Consider the following 17,668-nt stretch of genomic DNA (forward strand, 5'->3'; position numbering starts at 1 on the left):
GCGCCGCCCCGCAGACCAGGCCCGCAAGCGCCGCGCGCAGGGCAAACACAGCAGGCGCGGCAGGCATTCACGCGCTCGAACAAGACAGAGCTAACCATCAAGCAATCAAACAGCATTCCAGGAAAATTCGGCCCATCATACTGTCCAACCGTCGGTTTACGCACTTTTGCGCCCCAAAACCGGCGCTTCCAGCCAGTGCCGCGCCCTGCCAGCCGCCCTGGGGCGCCCCCGGACGCCGCTTGAATCCAGCCTGCCTGCTGAATTTATGCACAATTTACACAAGCGCCAGGCCGGGAAAATTACACTGTCAGCATCACTTTTCTGTCAGAGATAGTCCAAACATCATGGACTCATTTGAATTTCCCTTGCTTTTGATTCTGGCGATGGCCTTCATGTATGCACTCATCATGGCGGTCATCTGGATAGCTTCCCGCGCCTCCGGCGGCGCCACCAGTACCCGTCTGCCCGACTCCTGTCATAGCGACAAGCGCCGCGCTTCGCGCAGCGTTACATAAGGCTTTTATCCTTCGCCAGAAAGCGCAGGCCCACCCCGGGCTCAGTCACGATATAACGCGGCGCAGACGCATCATCCCCCAGCTTATGGCGCAATTTCCCGACGAGGATGCGCAGATAATGCGCATCTTCCTCGTGGGTAGGCCCCCAGACTTCGCGCAGCAGCTGGGTCTGTGTCACCAGGCGGCCAGGCTGGCGCAGCAATAGCGATAGCAGCGTGAACTCCTTGCGTGTCAGCGCCACCGGCTCGCCATCCAGGGTCACTTCCCGCTGCCCCAGATCCACGCGCAACTGCCCGTCGTCAAAGACCGGGCTGGCCTCGCTGCGCCCGCCCGCCATGCGCAACAGCACCCGGATGCGCGCCATCAGCTCGTCCACGCCAAATGGCTTGGTCACATAATCATTGGCGCCCAGGTCCAGCAGATCGACTTTTTCCTGCTCGCCGGAACGCACCGTGAGCACAATCACCGGCACCTGCGACCACTGCCGCAGCTCGGCCAGCACCTCGCTGCCATCCTTGTCCGGCAGGCCCAGATCAAGAATGACAATATCCGCGCCCTGGCTGCCCAGCAAGGTCAGCCCCTGCTGGCCGTTTTCCGCCAGCAGCGTGGCATAGCCCTGGGAACGCAGGCTGATATCTATGAATTTGCGGATCTGCGGCTCATCGTCAATGATGAGCACCCGTGCCGCCGGCGCGGCAGCGGTGGTATCGGTTTGACTGGTCACAGCGTCACTTATCCTCTTCGTCACTTTCCAGGACTGGCGGCTCGCCCCAGGGCAAGGTCATACGCACGCAAGTGCCCTTGCCATCCGGGCCAGGCAAGGCCACCACGCTGCCCATATGCGCGCCAACGATGCCCTGGACAATCGTCAGGCCCAGGCCTGTGCCATGGCGGCCCCTATCGCCGCGTTCCACACTGTAGAACATATCGAAAATCCGCCGCCGCTCGTCTTCGGGAATCCCAGGCCCGCGGTCGGAAATATCTATCTGCAATTGCCCGGCCTGGGCCGGACGCACCCGCACCAGAATCGGCTCGCCTGGCGGCGAGAACTTGGCTGCGTTTTCCATCACATTGAACAAGGCCTGCTCCACCAGGGCCGGATGCACATGGATAGGCGCCAAATCTGGCGGAATATCGTGCGACACCCGCACCTGCGGCTCATAGCGCTGCAGGCGGCGCGATGCCGACCCCACCAGTTCGTCCATGCCTATCCAGTCCCGCGTCAGCGTCAGCCCTTGCTGCCCCAGCCGGGTCATGTCCAGCAGATTCTGAATATAGCGGTCCAGGCGTTCGCCTTCCACATGGATGGTTTCCAGCAAGCTGCGCTGGTCTTCTTCGCTCATATCCTTGCCATAGCGGGCCAGGCTGTCGGCGGACCCTATCATGGACGACAAGGGCGAGCGCAGATCATGCGACACCGATGACAACAAGGCGGAACGCAGCCGTTCTGTCTCACTGGTGACCCGCGCGGCCTCCAGCTCTGCGACCAGACGGGTGCGCAGCGCGGCCTCGGCAATATCATCCACCATGCTTTCCGCCAGCCGGCGCTGCTCAAAAGAGAGCCGCCCCGTATCGGCCGGGAAACGCAGGCCTATCACACCCAGTGTATCCTGATCGGAACGGACGGGCAGGAACCACCACGACGAACCGGACAAGGTATCCGTGAACCGGCCGCTGCCCTGCCCATGCTGCTGCGTCCAGTCGGCCGCCGCCAGTTCCCGGCCATTCAGCGCCGCCGCCGGCGGCAGCTGCACGGCGGTGTCCTGGCCGATGCGCATCCAGGTTTCGGCCCGCAAGGCCGCGTGCAAGGCCGCCGATCCCGCCGCGATCACCTGCCCCAGATCGGCCGCCTTGGACAGGCGCCGCCCAAGATCCTGCATGGCCGAAGCATGGGTATTGGCCGCCCGCAACGCCACCACCTGCATACGCAAGCGCGACGCCAGCCGGCCTGCAATCAGCGCTGCCGCCAGAAACAGCAGCACCGTCGCCGCCCCGCGCGGCGCGCTGATCATAGGCGTGAAGCGCGGCTCAATGAAAAAGAAATCGTAAGACAGAAAGCACAAGGCAGCCGTCATCACCGCCGCCACCATGCGGGTGCGCGATGCCACCAGCATGACGGCCACCAGATAGACCATGGACAAATCCTGCAAGCCCAGCAGCATATCGGCCAGCGCCGCCATCACGGTTGCCACCAGGCTGGCCTGCAAAACGAACATGGGTTCGCCCCGCACCAGCCATTCCCCGCCGGTATCCGGCCAGCGCGGCAAGCGTTTGCGCACTTCCGGCGTGCTCACTATCGTCAGTTCATAATGCGCGCCGCGCCGCAGCAACTGTTGCGTCAGGGTGCGATTGAACATGCGCGCAATCGGCCGCTCGCGCGTGCGGCCGATCACAATGGATTTCGCGCCCCGGGCGGCACCGGCATCCAGCAGGGCCTGGGTAATATCGGTGTTATGCAGCACTTCCGTTTCGCCGCCCAGCGCCCGGGCCAGCGCAAAGGCGCGGTCCAGTTCCATCTGCCGCTGCTGCTCCAGCCTGGCGGCGCGATCCGGCCGCAGGCTACGCATGCCGCGCCGGCCCGCTGGCCGGGTCGCTTCAGCGGAACTGCCGGTATCCACCGTGACGACAGACCAAGGCGCGCCGCGCCGCTCCGCGATGCGGGCCCCTGCGCGCACCAGGTATTCCGATTCGCCCAGGCCATCAATGGCAATCATCACATGGCGCTGAATCGGTATGCCCTGCAGACCGCGCGCGGCACGCGCCTCGCGCAGATCGGCATCCACATGCTCGGCCACGGTTTGCATCGCCAGCTCGCGCAATGCCGTCAGGTTCGATGGCGAAAAGAAAGCGCGCAGCGTCTGGCTGGCCTGTTCCGGCAAATGCACCTTGCCCTGCTTGAGCCTTTCTATCAGCTCACGCGCCGGGAGATCCACCAGCCGGATATCGCGCAATCGTTCAAACAGCGCATCCGGTATGGTCTCCGTTACCCGGACGCCAGTGATTTGAAAGACCAGATCATTGACACTTTCCAGGTGCTGGATATTCATGGTGGTAAAAACATCTACCCCGGCATCCAGCAGTTCCTCCACATCTTGCCAGCGGCGCTCGTGGCGGCTGCCAGGCGCATTCCTGTGCGCCAGCTCATCCACCAGGACAATGGCGGGTTTACGCGCCAGGATGCCATCCAGATCCAGTTCCTCAGGCGCGCCTGGCGGAAATGGCGTCAGGCGGCGCGGCAGCCTCGGCAAACCGGCAGTCAGCGCCTGGGTTTCATGGCGGCCATGGGTTTGCACCACGCCGACCAGCACATCCCGCCCCTGACGCAACAGTTCCTGCGCGCGCGTCAGCATGGCATAGGTTTTGCCGACACCTGGCGCCGCGCCCAAAAACACGGTCAGACGCCCTGCCTTCTGCTGCCGGGCTTCGCCCGGCATGGCGTCTGTCTGGCCCGATTGTCCGGCTCCCATCATGTCTTCATCCTCATCTTGCGCCGGCCCGCCAGGCCATTCCCGCCCCTATGCCGCCAGCAAGCGTGCAGTATCCTCCATCCGCCTGCACGCTACATAAACTCTGCATAAATTCGGCTGGCCCGCGCCACCGCGCACCAGCCACAGGCCCAGGTGCAGCCGCCTGCGCCGCAAGCCCAACAGCGTACCGCCTGCCCAGAACCTAGGGAAAACCCTTGCTACTCAGCAAACACGGCATGAATTTACGCCGAATTTACGACCCGCCAGCAGGGGAAGGGCTATCGTATGCCCGCCAGAAGCCCGTGGATACAGTCATGCCTCAAATACTTCAGGACATTACTTTCATTCTTATCGTAGCAGTGCTGTTCACTGCGCCCCTGTACTGGATCAACCGCCCCAAAAAGAAACGGGGCGACGACACCGGCCGTCAGCCCCTGGCTGGCCTTGCAGGACTTGCGCGGCGCAAAACACCCCGCGCAGACTGAAGCGGACGCCCTGGGCGCCCGCCTCACCACTGCCCCTGCTCAGCTGTCTTTTTCCATATACAGTGTCTGCGTCGGGAAAGCGAAATCCGCGCCGTGCTGCTGCACGATATCAATAATCTTCAGATAGACGTCCTGCTGCGCATCCAGCCAGGCCGCCCATTTCGTCGTCTTGGTAAAGCAATACACCATGATATTCAATGACGAATCGGCAAAGGCATTGAAATTGACCAGCATGGTCTGAGTCTGGTCGATATTGGTGTCCTGCATCAGCATCTTGCGGATGTCCTCGACAATGATGCGTATCTTGCCCGCATCTTCATACCGCAGACCGATCTCGACCTTGATGCGGCGATTGGTCATGCGCCCGGGGTTTTCCACGCTGATCGACGAAAACAGGGAGTTCGGCACATAGAGCGGCCGATGATCGAAGGTCATGATCTTGGTCAGGCGCCAGCCTATCTCCACCACTGTCCCTTCAATATTCCTGTCCGGCGAACTGATCCAGTCGCCAATATTGAATTGCCGGTCGAAATACAGCATCGTCCCGGAAAAAACGTTGCTCAGGATATCCTTGCCTGCCATGCCGATGGCAATCCCGCCGATACCGCCGAACGCCAGCAGGCCGGACATGCTCAGCCCGAAATGCTCGCCGAAGAAAAGCAGGATCGTGACAAACACCACAAACTTCATGACCCGCGCAATCATGCGCGCTGAAGTGGGATCGCTGCCTTTTTTGACCTGATTCTTTTCCAGCCGGTTGATCAGCAGCGACAGCTGGCGCATGAAGACCCAGGCAACGACCAGCACCGCCACCACATCCACCATGCGCGGCGTGATCCAGGTAACGTGGTAATCCTCTATCGCCAGATGGACATATTGGCGCGCAATGGCCACTGCCGAAAACAGCGCAAGCATCTGCACCACGTGCACAATGATGCTGCGCGACCAATTCCGCTTGCGCCGTTCGACCATCGCGATGATGACCGCGACGAGCAAACAGGCCACCAGAATGCCCGCGCCGATCAAATACCTGACCAGTAAATCGTGATCGTCCACACCTTCTCCTTGTTGCGCAACGCTACCCGCGTACCGTCAGCAGCACGGATTATAAAGAGTGGACTGCGCGGCTGCTGTCATGTCTGTAACCGACTTACCCCCTGCGCGGCCCGGCACGCTCGCGGGCGGCCCGGCGCTTGCCGGGATGGCTCGCCCAGCAGCCCGCGCTCAGCCTGCCGTGCCGCCGTTCAGCCAGCGCCGGTAGGCGCTGCGGGTCAAGGCAGAGACAGAATCCAGCACTTTCTCGCGGCTGACCTGATGGCGCACCTGCAAACGGGCGTCGGCCACCAGGCGGGACTTGCAGTACCAATGGCAGCTATGCTGGAACAGATACAGTTCTGCCGATAAATGATAGGCGCGCTGCTTGGGATCCCAGCCTTCGGTGTTCTCCGCCACATACTGAAACCCTGCCGCATGAATCGCCAGCAAAGCGCGGAAATCCCGTGTTGCCGACGGCAACAGGCGTTCCAGATAGGGAATGCATACCGCGAAGGTGCCCATTGCGGTCGCCTGGCGGCTTTCCTTGCCCATGGACCTGGCCAGCGTCTGGGCCTGTGCCGCGACAGCACGCTCGGCCTGCGCAAAGGTTTCGAGAATCTGCAACTGGCGGGCTTCCGACGGCTCGCGAATGGCCCGCGCATACCCTTGCGTCAGGGTTTCCATATGCCGTTCCAGCTGCAAACTGGCCAAATGGCTGCCCAGCAGCAGAATACGCGCGCGCTGGTAACGCGCGCGCACGACCTGCCCCACCAGAGCCGCCGCCAACAGGGTCAATACGATATCCATCGCGTCCTTTCACGATTGCGCCGGCATATGATCTGCCGATATATGAGCTGCCGATATATGAGCTGCCAATATGCGAGCTGCCGATATGCCAGATATACCCGGCATGCCCAACACTGGTTTGGCCAGCTGCCAGGCAGGCCTGCCAGCGCGCAAGCAAAAAGGCCCAAACCGAAGTTTGGGCCTTTTTTGAATTTGGAGCGGGAGACGAGTCTCGAACTCGCGACCTCAACCTTGGCAAGGTTGCGCTCTACCAACTGAGCTACTCCCGCATTTCGTCTTGCTTGCGCTGCAACGAGAAATAAATAATAACCCGCCAAAACCAAGGAATCAAGTGTTTTGGGAAATTTTTCTTCAAGCCACCCAAACATCCCTTTTTAGCCGGCTTGCTGATTGCTGCCAGTTGCTACCGAGTACTGCCAGAAACAGGGCTGATGCCGCCGCGCCCGCCGCTCTGGCGGCTGCCTTTTCTTCTTGCCCGAATCCGCCTGGCCGGCCCGGCCCTGCTGGCGCTGGCTGATCTTCCGCGCAGCCAGGAGGCGGCTGCGCAAGCGGCCAGTCCGCCCGGATTGACGGTGTCCGCTTGTATCAAAAACGTTTCATCTATACACAGCCAAACCATAGAAAAACTGCACTTCTAATAGGAAAATTAACTAGTTTGAGTGTTGGAATCGTCACATTTGAAATGCTACCTTAGTGGGTTGATAGCCATGCCCCGCGCCAGCACGCCCCAGGCGCTGCGCCATGGGCATGGTTTTCCTATTGATGTTTCCTCTTTTCGTGGAGCTGTCGCAAATGAGCGTGGAAACCGAGCCAACCCGTCCGGGCCCTTGGCTAGAATCATTGACGAAATTGCAGCCTGCTCCGTGGCGCTGGGGCCGCTCCATCCGCGCTGCCCTGAGCGTCGGTTTGCCTTTTCTCATTGGCCTGCTGAGCAATGACCTCATGACGGGGATGTGGGTTGCCATGGGCGCCCTGATGCAGACCACGGGTGAACGTAACGGGACTTATGACTCGGTGTTCCGACATATGGCGCTTGCCGCGCCGCTCGGCGCCCTGGGTTATCTGGCGGGATATCTCGGCCTGCTGCCCTGGCCCGCTACCGTGGCATGCATGGCGCTGCTGGCCTTTGCTGCCGGCATTCTCAGCAGTTATGGCGCCGCGCTGTCCGTCGGCTGCTTGCAGGCCCTGCTGGTTGCCTCCATTGCCATCGGCGTGCCTGGCATCGCCCCGTTCTGGCAGCCCGCCCTGCTCTATCTGGTCGGCACCTTGCTGTACGCCGCCCTATTGGGAATAGAAGCCCTCTTCTTTCACCAGCGGCCGCGCCGCAATATGCTGTCCGGTCTGTTCAATGCCCTGGCAACGTTAGCGATGAACCGCGCTGAACAGCGCCCGATAGACGAGCCGCGCCGCCAGGTCACAGCACGTTTGGCCACTGCCCACACGGCGCTGCTGCACCAGCGCCGCCGCATGGCTGGCCGCAGCCTGGAACAGGAACGCAGCGCCGCCATCCTGCAACGCAGCGACGCTATTTTCGCGGTCCTGCTGGCTTGTGATGATGCGGATGCATTACGCGCTGCTGCCCAGCGCCTGCACCAGATCTCTGGCGCGCTGACAGCAACCTCGCGCTTTGCCGCCACGGCGCTGGGCACCCCGGATTCCGACCTGGACCGCCACCTCCGCGCCCTGACGGCACTGCTCAACTCGCAGGCAACCTTCGATCCGCCCCTGGAAACCGCTACCGCTCCCGCTCTTCCGCCCTCCGCGCACCAGGTCAAAATCCGCCTGTCCGACCGCCTGATTCCCAGCCGTGACACCTGGCTATCCGCTGCGGCGCTGGCACTCGCCATCGCGATTGCCTATGCCATGCGCTGGCTTGACAGCGATGCGCACTGGTTCTGGATTCCCCTGACCGTCGGGCTCATCATGAAACCCGATTTCGGCTCTATTGTCGCGCGCTCGCTGCTGCGCAGCCTGGGCACGCTGGCCGGAGTCGTGATTGGCGCAGCCATTCTCCTGCTGATCCCAAAAAGTATCGTCTTTGTGCTCGTCATGGCGATCCTGGCGGCCTTGCTGCCCTGGGCCATGCAGCGCTCTTATGCACTGCAGGCCGTGGTCCTGACTCCCTTGATTCTGATGCTGGTCGATATCATTCTGCCCGGCGGCAACGATCTGGCATTTGCGCTGCAACGCCTGCTGGATACCGTGATAGGCGCCGCCATCGTCATCGTGTTCGGCTATCTGGTCTGGCCCAAAGGACATCAGCCGGAAATTGCCGCACAGTTCACGGCCATCCGGCGGACGCTGGCGGATTATTTACAGGCCTGCCTGCCTGAAACGGCCGCGCCCGGCCTTGCGCCCGACACCCGGCCAGCGCAGATCCGGCAGTACCGCCGCCAGGCCTATCGCCAATTGACCGGCTTGCGCGCCCAGTTGCAACGTTTCATGTGCGATCCGCCCCCTGCCGGCTCCAAAACTGCCGCCTGGTTTCCCCTGCTGGACAGCGCCGAGCGGCTCTGTGATGACATTACGATTTATTCAGTGCAGACCACCCAACCCCCAGCCGAAGACATGCGCCACGCCTTAGCCCTGCAAGTGGAGCAAATCGGCAATGCGTCCCTGCGCCCGCACCCGCCCCAGCGCTGGCCAGGACCGCGCCCCAGCTGCCCGGAAGCCCGCCTGATCGAACGCATAGACAGTGAACTGCAGCATATGCGGACACTGTGCTCGTCGCGCTAACCCCTGGCTAACCCCCGGTTGCCGCTGCCGCCCTATCCGGGCGGCGCTTTTTTTTGGGCGGCGCCCGGCTTACATCCGGTCGAACGCCGAGCCGACATGCGGCAGGAACAGCCTGTCGTAGGTTTTCAGCAGAAAAGCGTCGGTCATGCCAGCGATATGGTCGCAAATAATGCGCAGACGCTCGCCCTCCGGGGCCTGTTGCCAGCGCTGGTGCACATCCCTGGGGAGAAACGCCCGGGGTTCCGAAGCCAGGGCTTCAAAGACCGCAATCACCAGACGCTGCCCCTTGAATTCCATTTGCTGCACACCCGCGCTGAGAATGACAGTTTCCCGTACCGCCGTCTTGAGAGTTTCCAGAAATGCCATGGCATCCCTGGGCAGGCTGGCGCGGTAACGCAGTAAGGGCGCTTCAAAACCGGGGTCGGTCTGTACGCAGCAATGGCTGATGAAGTAATGCACCAGCCGGCCGATGAAGCGTTTGCGCCGCCCGCCGTCGCCAAACAGGCGGTCCACCAGCCAGTCATGAATCTCGGACAGCGACTTGCCTGCCATCTCCTCCGCATAGCGGCCGCGCAGGTATTCCAGAAAGCAAACGCATTTCTCCCAGGGCGCATGCTGGCGGAAATCCTCAGGCGCGATCAAATCCATGGCCAGGGCGTCTTCCAGGTCATGCACGCCGAACGCAATGTCATCGGCAATATCCATGATGCTGCAATCAAAAGACTTGTGCCCGGCCCGCCCATGCTTGCCTGGCGCGGGCGGCTCGACCGCCGTGAAGCGTTCCCGGTCGGCGGCGCTCAGGGGCTCCAGGATCCAGTCCACCACATCCTGCTCGCTATCCAGGTAGCACTTGGGCGGCCGGGAGGCCCGCCGGTCGATGATCTGTATCGTGCTGGGTCCGCTTTCCAGGCAAGGCTGCAAATCCGGGTTCATCACCCGCGAATACGGCACCGGGTACTTGAGCAGGCTAAGCATGGCCCGCCGTGTCAGATTGGCGCCGGCATGCTGAGAAAACTTCTCCAGCCGCGACACTATCCTCAAGGTCTGGCCATTGCCCTCGAACCCTCCGGCGTCACGCATGCAATAGTTCAGCGCCACTTCGCCGCCATGGCCAAACGGCGGGTGGCCCAGATCATGGGTGGCGCCCGCCACCTGTATCATGCTCAGGCTGGGCAGATGAGGATGGATTTCCGCATAGTCGGCATTGCATTCAAACTGCCGCACAATCCCTGCGGCGATCTGCGCGACTTCCAGGCTATGGGTCAGGCGGGTGCGGTAAAAATCATTGTCCCCCGGGCTCAGGATCTGTGTCTTGCCCTGCAAACGCCGGAACGATGCGCAGTGAATGATGCGCGCATAATCAACATCGTAAGGGGTACGCACGTCGGATTCGACGGGCGACCAGGTTTCGCGGCGTTGCTGCCAAAGCATGACTGCCTCCTTTACAGACGACGAACAGATAGACTGAGGGACTGAGAGACTGGCTGCTGCCAGCGCTGCCCGGCTGGCTGGGCCATGCCCCTGGCAGCAGCCGGCCGCCCGCCAGCGGTACGGTAACATGCGGCAAGCCAGGGCCCGCGCGCCCGGCCCAGGCCAGCGGGCCGCCTGACACGCGGCGCGTGCCGGAACCACGAGAAAAATATGCTACAGCAGACCGTTTCCTCCCCATCCGGCCAGGCTGCCGGACTTTCCCTGAACATCGGTTTTATCGGCGCCGGACGGCTGGCGCGCACCTTGGCCTGGCACAGCCATGCACGCGGATTGCGCGTCACGGCGGCCGCCAGCCGCACGCCCGCCAGCGCCCAGGCGCTGGCCGCACGCATCCCCGGATGCGCCGCGCACGGCACCGCGCAAGCTGTCGCCGATCAATGCGATCTGATTTTCGTGACTACACCGGATGCCGCCCTCGAAGCCACGGTAAGCGCCTTGCGCTGGCGCGCCGGCACACGCGTGGTGCATTGCAGCGGCGCCACCGAAATTACCGTGCTCCGCGCAGCAGCGGCAGCCGGCGCGCTGACTGGCGGCTTTCACCCCATGCAAACCTTCGCAGACCCGCAGACGGCGCTGGAAAAGCTGCCTGGCTGCACCATTACCATTGAAGCCGCAGCCCCGCTGGATGCCGAACTGATCGCGCTGGCCCGGCATCTGGGATGCCGTATCAATCATCTGCCGCCCGGCACCCGGGCGCTTTACCATGCTGCCGCGGGCTATGCCTCGCAATTCATCAACGCGCTCCTGGCCGATGCCGTCAAAATGTGGGCGTCCTGGGGGGCCAGTGAATCAGAAGCCCTGCAGGCGCTGATGCCGCTGGCGCAGGGTACCCTGGCCGCCATCGCCAGCGGCGGCGCCGCAGCCAGCATGCCCGGCCCGGTTTCACGCGGCGACACGGGGTCTGTGGCCCAGCACCTGCATGCGCTGGGTGGCTTTGACCCCGGCACCCTGCCGCTATATACCGAACTTTGCCTGCGCACCGTCGATATGGCCCAGGAACAAGGCCGCATCAACACCGCCCGCGCCGCCAGCCTGCGCCAATTGCTGACAGCGCCGCGCCACTGATACAAGCGCTGTTTTCCTTGCCAGCCCGGACAGCCCGTCATCCCGGTGGCTTTTCCGGACTGTTTGCCCTAACTCTTTGCCCTGACAGATTGCCGCCCTCCTTTCCCCCACAACACTGCGGACACCATGCCTAATCAACGCTCACACTCCCTCCAGCAAGCCCATCGCGTCCTGGACTGGAACCGGAAATACCTGAACCACGGCTCGGCGCTGTCGCCGGAAAGGATCGGGGAATGCTTTGCGCCCGCTTTTGTCGTCGAGGCCAATGGCCGGCGCTATCAGGCCAATCACCAAAACTATCAGGCATTCCTGGAGGACATGAAGCGCAGTTTGTCCGGGATCGAATACCAGGTGGATCATGAAGTGGCTGACGAGCATTCCGCCGTCTTCGCCATGCGCGTCACCATCAGCAAAGTTGATGGCAGCAACGAACATTTCAATGCCGTCCTGCTGACCCGGTTCGATGCGCAGGGCAAAGTGACACTCTGGCACGAGGTCTATGTTCCGCAGCCAGGCCAGGGCTAACGCAAGCCTTTCTGCCGCGGTGCAAACGCCTGCGGCAGGCCCAGCCCCCTGTCATGCGCCCGTCATGCTCGGCTGCGATACTGGAACGCGGCGAACCAAGGCTCAGGCCCGGTTTCGTCTCCGCCCGGGCAGCCTTGCCGCGCCCGAAGAGAACCACTGGCTTTTACCGGAAACCTTTGCATGTCTTCGACCTTGTTCCTGTCCCGGCAGTCCATCCTGGCCAAGCGCCTGCTGCCTGCCACCTTTGTCCTGGCCCTGCTGGCCGGCTGCGGCAGCAGCCATGACAAGAACGACCCCGAGCCTGCGCCCGAACCCACGCCTACACCAACCCCCAGCTCGCCCTATCTGGATGCGCGTCCGGGCGATGTGCTGAAAGTTCAGATCAAGCAGCTGCATCCGACCCAGCCTTCCGTCGGCTACGACCAGATCTACTACCACCTGGGCCGCAAACAGCCGGACCTGCAACGTTTTCAGCCCAGCGCCGACGGTTACCTGGGCGACGACGACAACGACAACTACTCGCGCTATCTGTACCGCACCGAGCGCAAGCGCATTGACGACTACTGCGCCGATAACGGCCAGGGCGGCGTGGCCAGTTTCACGCAGACCGGTTCGAGTCTTGCCGACAGCACCAGCTATACCTGTTCCCTGCCCGCCCCCACCGCCGATGCGGCCGCCGAGATTCTGGCGCAGCTGAAAACCGTTGTGGTCGGCCCCGGCGGCACCCTCTACCTGACCGACGGCCACCACACCTTCACCACGCTGCGGGAATTGGCCGATGGCGGCGATGAACTGCCGGTGTGGGTGCGTGTTGCGGCCAACTACAGCGGCGCCGAAACCCAGGCCAGCTTCTGGCAACAAATGCAGGACGCCCGCTACGTCTGGCTGGAAACGCCAGACGGCCAGGCCATCACCCCCGAGCAGCTGCCCGAGCGCCTGGGGCTGGATACGCTGAGCGACGACAAATACCGGTCACTGGTCTATCTGACGCGCGGCATGGGCTATGACAATGGCGCCTTGCCTGAATTCGCCGAATTCTACTGGGGCAGCTGGCTGCGCGAGCATGGCCCCGATCTGGCCCAATATACGCTGACGGATCTGGCCCGCGCCCGCGTGGAAGTGAAAAACGGAACCGTCAGCGCCCGCAGCGGCGACAGCACCGACAGCTATATTGCTGCCGTGCGCGATGCCGCCATGCGCATGGTCGCCCTGACGGATCAGGACCCGGTGGCTGGCGGCAAGCTGGCAGGCGAGCTCGGCCGCCTGGACGCACCCGCCGCGGCCAAGGACTGGAATGATTTCATGGAAGACGACCTCTGGCGTACCGACACCAATAACAGCGGCCGCTACCGCACGGCTGGCAAGGCCTGGTATGCACTCAAATACCGTGAATGCGGCGGAGCGGCCAACACGCAAGCGGATTGCTGGCAGCAGCCCTGAACGGTTTGGCGTTCCGCCTAGCGGCGGCTGGCCCTTCTTCCTATCGGGGGGCTGCCCGCAAGATTGTCCGTGAGACGGGCCGCATCGCCCAGTCGTAACTGTCACTGCCACTGCCACGGCCACCGATGCGGCCAGCACGCGAATGATAAGCCTGGCCCGGACACAATCCGCGCCAGGCTCAAATTCATGCTGACGCGCTATCCGCCCGCCAGGGGAGCGAGGAAAGCCATGGGAGCCAGGAACACTTAGGGAGCCAAGGGCGCCAGACGGGCCTGCGCCATGGCGATCAGTTCCTCAATCACCGGCTCTGCCAGGCGTTTATCAATCGGTTTGCCTAGGATGACGAACTGCGTCGTCAGGAAACTGAGCACAGCATCGAACAGAATGCCTGACACCACGGCCTTGGCCGCTCCGGCGCGGATCTGCCCGCGCTGCTCGTGAATATCAAACAGGCGCATGAACACCTCGAACCACACCATCGGGCCATGTTCATACCAGGTGCGCCCGGCCTCGGGGAAGCGGGTGGAACCGGCAATCACCAGGCGGTAGAAAGCCACATGGCGCGCATCAGCCACCACATTGACCAATTCTTGCAGGATAGTGCGCAAGCCGTCCGCCAGGCTGACGGCGGAGACATCAATGGCGCGCAGCTGCGCCAGGAACTCGGCGCAGAGCTGCTCCACGACGGCGGCAAACAAAGCCTGCTTGCCGCCGAAGTGATGATAGACCGAAGCCTTGGAGCCGCCTGCCTGTTGCACGATGGCATCCAGGCTGGCGGCCGCGTAGCCATGCTTGAGGAAATGCTCGCAGGCCACTTGCAGCAATTGCTGCTGCCGTTGCCTGCCGCGCTCTGTCGCCGGAACTTTCTTGTGCTGAGAAGCGGCGGCAGAGAGTTTGGGCATGGGCAGTTCAGAATCGCTTAAGGCTGTTTGGGAAGCGCATAAGCTATCACATAATCACCACGGTCAGGCGACTGCCGCGCGCCCCCCGCCGCCACGACCACGAACTGGCGGCCGCTTTGCGGCGCGATATAGCTCAGGGGTGTCGCTTGCCCGCCAACCGGCATGCGGCCCTTCCACAACTCTTCGCCGGTTGCGATATCCAGCGCGCGCAGATAGTAATCCTGGGTGCCCGCGTAGAACACAAGACCGGAAGCCGTGCTGACGCCGCCGCCCAGGGTAGGCATGCCCAGCGGAACCGGCAGGCCTGCCTTGACGCCACTCACCACGGCATCTTCCACCGTACCGGCAGGCGTCTGCCAGACCAGCTGACGGGTATTCAGATCCACGGCGGCAAACACGCCCCAAGGCGGCGCATTGCAAGGGATGCCCAGCGGCGAATTGAAGGCTTCGTGATCAATCACAAAAGGCGTGCCTTGCATGGGATAGGTGCTGCCCACGCCATGACCGGCCACCAGTTTGTTTTCATCCACGTCGTCACGCGGAATCAATGTGACCACCTGAGGGATGCGGATGTCATTGAGGAACAGATAGCCGCGGTCTTCGTCGATCGCCGCGCTGCCCCAATTGAAGCCGCCGTAATAGCCGGGATACAGCAAGGTCGGCTGGGTCGAAGGCGCGGTAAATTCACCTTCGTAGTTCAGCTTGCGAAACGCGATACGGCATGCCAATTGGTCAAAGAACGTCGCGCCCCACATATCGGCTTCCGTCAGCGGCTCGGCGCCCAGCGCGGGCATGCCCACAGAATACGGCTGGGTCTTGGCCACCCAATCACCCGCCGCCGCTTTCTGCGGCACCGGACGTTCTTCCACTTGCGCCAACGGCGTGCCGTCGCGGCGGTCCAGCAGGAATATCTGGCCGCGCTTGGTCAATTGCACCAGCGCCGGGGTCACGCCGCCCTTGCCATCCGGAATGTCATACAGGGCCGGCTGCGCGGCCATGTCGTAATCCCAGATATCATGGTGAACGGTCTGATACGTCCAGCGCTCGCGCCCCGTCAGGATATCCAGCGCCACCACGGCAGACGAATGCTGCTCGGAAGTTTCCGGGCGGTCACCGCCCCAGAAGTCCGGCTGCTGATTGCCGGTGGGCAGGTAAACCAGGCCCAGGGTTTCGTCAAAAGCCGGCGTGGACCAGACATTGGGCGTGGCGCGCGAGTAGCTGCCCCCTTCCGGCGGCAGCTTGGTAATTTCCGGCTGCCCCATATCCCAGGCCCAGAGCAATTCGCCGGAATCCGCGCTGAACGCTCGGATCACGCCGGAAGGCTCATCCACGGAACGTCCATCGAATGTCCAGCCGCCAATGATGATCATGTTGCGCACGACTGTCGGCGCCGAAGTCAGGTAGTACCAGAGCACATTGTCGTAATCGACCTTGCCCATCCCCACCGTCAGGTCCACCGAGCCATTCTGGCCGAAGTCTTCGCACAGCTCGCCGGTTTTGGCATCCATCTGCAGCAACCGGGCATCTATCGTGGTCATCACGATACGGCTGGCGCAGCTGCGCTGGCCATCCTGCGGCAGACTGCCGCTGCCCAGAGCCGGGCGGGCCGCTTTCCAGGCGCTATCTTCCGCGAAGACATAAGGTTGCTCGACCTTGGCAGGCTCGTAATAGCCCAGCCCGCGGCAGCGGTTCCAGGTTTTGCGGTCTTCCACGCCGGGATCGAACGTCCAGCGTTCCTTGCCGGTTTCCGCGTCCAGCGCAATGACTTTATTGAGCGGCGTGCAGACAAACACCGTGTCATCAACCTGCAGCGGCGTATTCTGGAATTCCGAGGCGCCGTCCGCGATTTCTCCCGTCCGGTAGGTCCAGGCCACTTCCAGCTGATCGACATTGCCCGGATGAATCTGATCAAAGGGCGCGAACCGCGTGCCTGCCGGCGTGCGGCCATAATGCTGCCAGTCACCGCCCGCATCCGCCGCGGCGCTGTTGCGCTGCGCCTTGGGCGCGGCGGCGGCGTGAATCACGCCATGCGGCTGGAACACTGCCACGCCGCCCGCGATCAGGCCCAGGCCCAGCACGCCAGCCAGCCAATGCGGCCCCCGGCGCGAACGCACGCCTGGCAGTTGCGGCAGCAGCAAAGCCAGCACAAACGCCAGCACCAGGAAAGGCGCCAGACGCGGCACCAGCATCCAAAAATTCAGGCCGACTTCGGCCCATGCCCAGACCACGGTCGCCACGGCCGTCAGCCCGAACAGCCAGGCCCCTGCGGCACGCCGCAGCGCCAGCAGCCCGCCGGCAAACAGCAAGGCCAGGCCTGCCACAATGTAATACCAGGAACCGCCCAAGGCGGCGAGCTGGATACCCCCTGCCGCCAGCACCAGGCCGATGACGGCCACGACGGCGCCGAACAAGGCCAGCGGCCACCGCCGCTGTTTAGGGCCGGTATCCGGGTCAGCTTTAGCTGTTGTCATATTCAAGATCACCATTGAAAAGGGAAACGTCGCAAAGACTCAAGGGCACCATGCCCCTCCCCTGGAACCACTGAAAAATTTTCAAATCTCAGGCTTTCTGCCTGCCGAACCGCCGGAAAAGCCATTGAAGCCAGGCATCCGCAGCCGCCGGGCAGCCGCGGAAAAGACGGTTGATTGCGGGCCAAAACGGAATAAAAATGACTTGCCGCGCCAGCCCCCAATCCTGTACTGTACCGTACAGTACTATTGTGTGTCATTCATAACCCATGATGCGGCGCGGCATGATCCCGCCTGAAATACTGGGTCTTCCGGGCCAGCAGAGCGCCAGCGTTGTTGTCAGCCAACCTCCTGCTGCCCGCAGGGTCTTGGCCTGAACGCCGCCTTGCGGCATGCTAGCGTGAGCTAACGTCCCCCGGTCTATCCATTTTGTTCAGGAGTTTCATCCATGGATTCCCAGCCTCATCTTGTTCTGCATGATAAGCACAGCATTCCTCAGCTCGGCCTGGGCGTCTGGCGTACCCCCGATGATCTTGCGGCGCCTGCCGTCGAAGCCGCGCTCGCCGCTGGCTACCGCCATATCGACACCGCGGCGGCCTATGACAATGAAACCGGCGTAGGGGCAGGCATCCGTGCTGCCGGACTGCCGCGCAGACAGCTGTTCATCACCACCAAACTCTGGAATACCGATCAGGGCTACGATGCCACGCTCAAGGCCTTCGATGCCAGCCT

14 protein-coding genes and 1 tRNA gene are annotated in these 17,668 nt (G+C 62.6%); 7 read left to right on the forward strand and 8 right to left on the reverse strand.

Annotated elements, in window-relative coordinates; all coding sequences use genetic code 11:
- Positions 1 to 515: hypothetical protein (locus tag ACTJGZ_RS11800; protein ID WP_441663117.1), on the forward strand; the 515-nt coding region annotated here is incomplete at its 5' end.
- On the opposite strand, the gene ACTJGZ_RS11805 is transcribed toward ACTJGZ_RS11800, so the two are convergent.
- Positions 508 to 1,239, reverse strand: a complete 732-nt coding sequence (locus ACTJGZ_RS11805) for a response regulator (protein WP_441663118.1) — start codon at positions 1,237 to 1,239, stop codon at positions 508 to 510. The two genes, ACTJGZ_RS11800 and ACTJGZ_RS11805, sit on opposite strands and share 8 nt — an antisense overlap.
- A 4-nt stretch (positions 1,240 to 1,243) precedes the next feature.
- Positions 1,244 to 3,985, reverse strand: a complete 2,742-nt coding sequence (locus ACTJGZ_RS11810) for an ATP-binding protein (RefSeq protein ID WP_441663119.1) — start codon at positions 3,983 to 3,985, stop codon at positions 1,244 to 1,246.
- Between the two features lie 311 nt (positions 3,986 to 4,296).
- Here ACTJGZ_RS11810 and ACTJGZ_RS11815 point away from each other — a divergent pair, with 311 nt between their 5' ends.
- Positions 4,297 to 4,467, forward strand: a complete 171-nt coding sequence (locus ACTJGZ_RS11815) for a hypothetical protein (protein WP_441663120.1) — start codon at positions 4,297 to 4,299, stop codon at positions 4,465 to 4,467.
- Positions 4,468 to 4,506: 39 nt separating this feature from the next.
- Here the strand turns inward: ACTJGZ_RS11815 and ACTJGZ_RS11820 are convergent, their stop codons facing one another.
- The 3 genes from ACTJGZ_RS11820 to ACTJGZ_RS11830 all read right to left on the reverse strand — a co-directional run bounded on the left by ACTJGZ_RS11820 (position 4,507) and on the right by ACTJGZ_RS11830 (position 6,578).
- Positions 4,507 to 5,523 (reverse strand): mechanosensitive ion channel family protein, encoded by a 1,017-nt coding sequence (locus ACTJGZ_RS11820; RefSeq protein WP_441663121.1) that lies wholly within the window; start codon positions 5,521 to 5,523, stop codon positions 4,507 to 4,509.
- A 168-nt stretch (positions 5,524 to 5,691) separates the two neighbouring features.
- Complete coding sequence (locus ACTJGZ_RS11825; protein WP_441663122.1) at positions 5,692 to 6,309, reverse strand: hypothetical protein; 618 nt, start codon at positions 6,307 to 6,309, stop codon at positions 5,692 to 5,694.
- A 193-nt stretch (positions 6,310 to 6,502) separates the two neighbouring features.
- Positions 6,503 to 6,578 (reverse strand) — tRNA-Gly (locus ACTJGZ_RS11830).
- Between the two features lie 472 nt (positions 6,579 to 7,050).
- Here ACTJGZ_RS11830 and ACTJGZ_RS11835 point away from each other — a divergent pair.
- The gene (locus tag ACTJGZ_RS11835; RefSeq protein ID WP_441663123.1) at positions 7,051 to 9,045 is read left to right on the forward strand and encodes an FUSC family protein; all 1,995 of its coding nucleotides are present in this window, start codon (positions 7,051 to 7,053) and stop codon (positions 9,043 to 9,045) included.
- A 69-nt stretch (positions 9,046 to 9,114) separates the two neighbouring features.
- On the opposite strand, the gene ACTJGZ_RS11840 is transcribed toward ACTJGZ_RS11835, so the two are convergent.
- Entirely contained in the window at positions 9,115 to 10,476 is a 1,362-nt protein-coding gene (locus tag ACTJGZ_RS11840) for an anti-phage deoxyguanosine triphosphatase (RefSeq protein WP_441663124.1), read from the reverse strand.
- 210 nt (positions 10,477 to 10,686) lie between these two features.
- Between ACTJGZ_RS11840 and ACTJGZ_RS11845 the strand changes: the two genes are divergently transcribed.
- From ACTJGZ_RS11845 to ACTJGZ_RS11855, 3 genes are all read left to right on the forward strand, one after another.
- Complete coding sequence (locus ACTJGZ_RS11845; protein ID WP_441663125.1) at positions 10,687 to 11,601, forward strand: Rossmann-like and DUF2520 domain-containing protein; 915 nt, start codon at positions 10,687 to 10,689, stop codon at positions 11,599 to 11,601.
- A 126-nt stretch (positions 11,602 to 11,727) separates the two neighbouring features.
- The gene (locus ACTJGZ_RS11850; protein WP_441663126.1) at positions 11,728 to 12,126 is read left to right on the forward strand and encodes a nuclear transport factor 2 family protein; all 399 of its coding nucleotides are present in this window, start codon (positions 11,728 to 11,730) and stop codon (positions 12,124 to 12,126) included.
- Positions 12,127 to 12,306: 180 nt separating this feature from the next.
- Positions 12,307 to 13,566: a ParB/Srx family N-terminal domain-containing protein gene (locus ACTJGZ_RS11855; protein ID WP_441663127.1), complete on the forward strand. Its 1,260-nt coding sequence runs from the start codon at positions 12,307 to 12,309 to the stop codon at positions 13,564 to 13,566.
- A gap of 245 nt (positions 13,567 to 13,811) precedes the next feature.
- Here ACTJGZ_RS11855 and ACTJGZ_RS11860 read toward each other — a convergent pair whose 3' ends face one another.
- Both ACTJGZ_RS11860 and ACTJGZ_RS11865 read right to left on the reverse strand, forming a co-directional pair.
- A complete protein-coding gene (locus ACTJGZ_RS11860; RefSeq protein ID WP_441663128.1) occupies positions 13,812 to 14,468 on the reverse strand; it encodes a TetR/AcrR family transcriptional regulator in 657 nt (218 codons plus the stop codon).
- A 17-nt stretch (positions 14,469 to 14,485) separates the two neighbouring features.
- Positions 14,486 to 16,939: a membrane-bound PQQ-dependent dehydrogenase, glucose/quinate/shikimate family gene (locus ACTJGZ_RS11865; RefSeq protein WP_441663129.1), complete on the reverse strand. Its 2,454-nt coding sequence runs from the start codon at positions 16,937 to 16,939 to the stop codon at positions 14,486 to 14,488.
- 445 nt (positions 16,940 to 17,384) lie between these two features.
- Between ACTJGZ_RS11865 and ACTJGZ_RS11870 the strand changes: the two genes are divergently transcribed.
- Positions 17,385 to 17,668: aldo/keto reductase (locus tag ACTJGZ_RS11870; protein ID WP_441663130.1), on the forward strand; the 284-nt coding region annotated here is incomplete at its 3' end.

Origin of the sequence: Kerstersia sp., from assembly GCF_052103615.1 — a bacterium.
Lineage (GTDB): Bacteria > Pseudomonadota > Gammaproteobacteria > Burkholderiales > Burkholderiaceae_B > Kerstersia.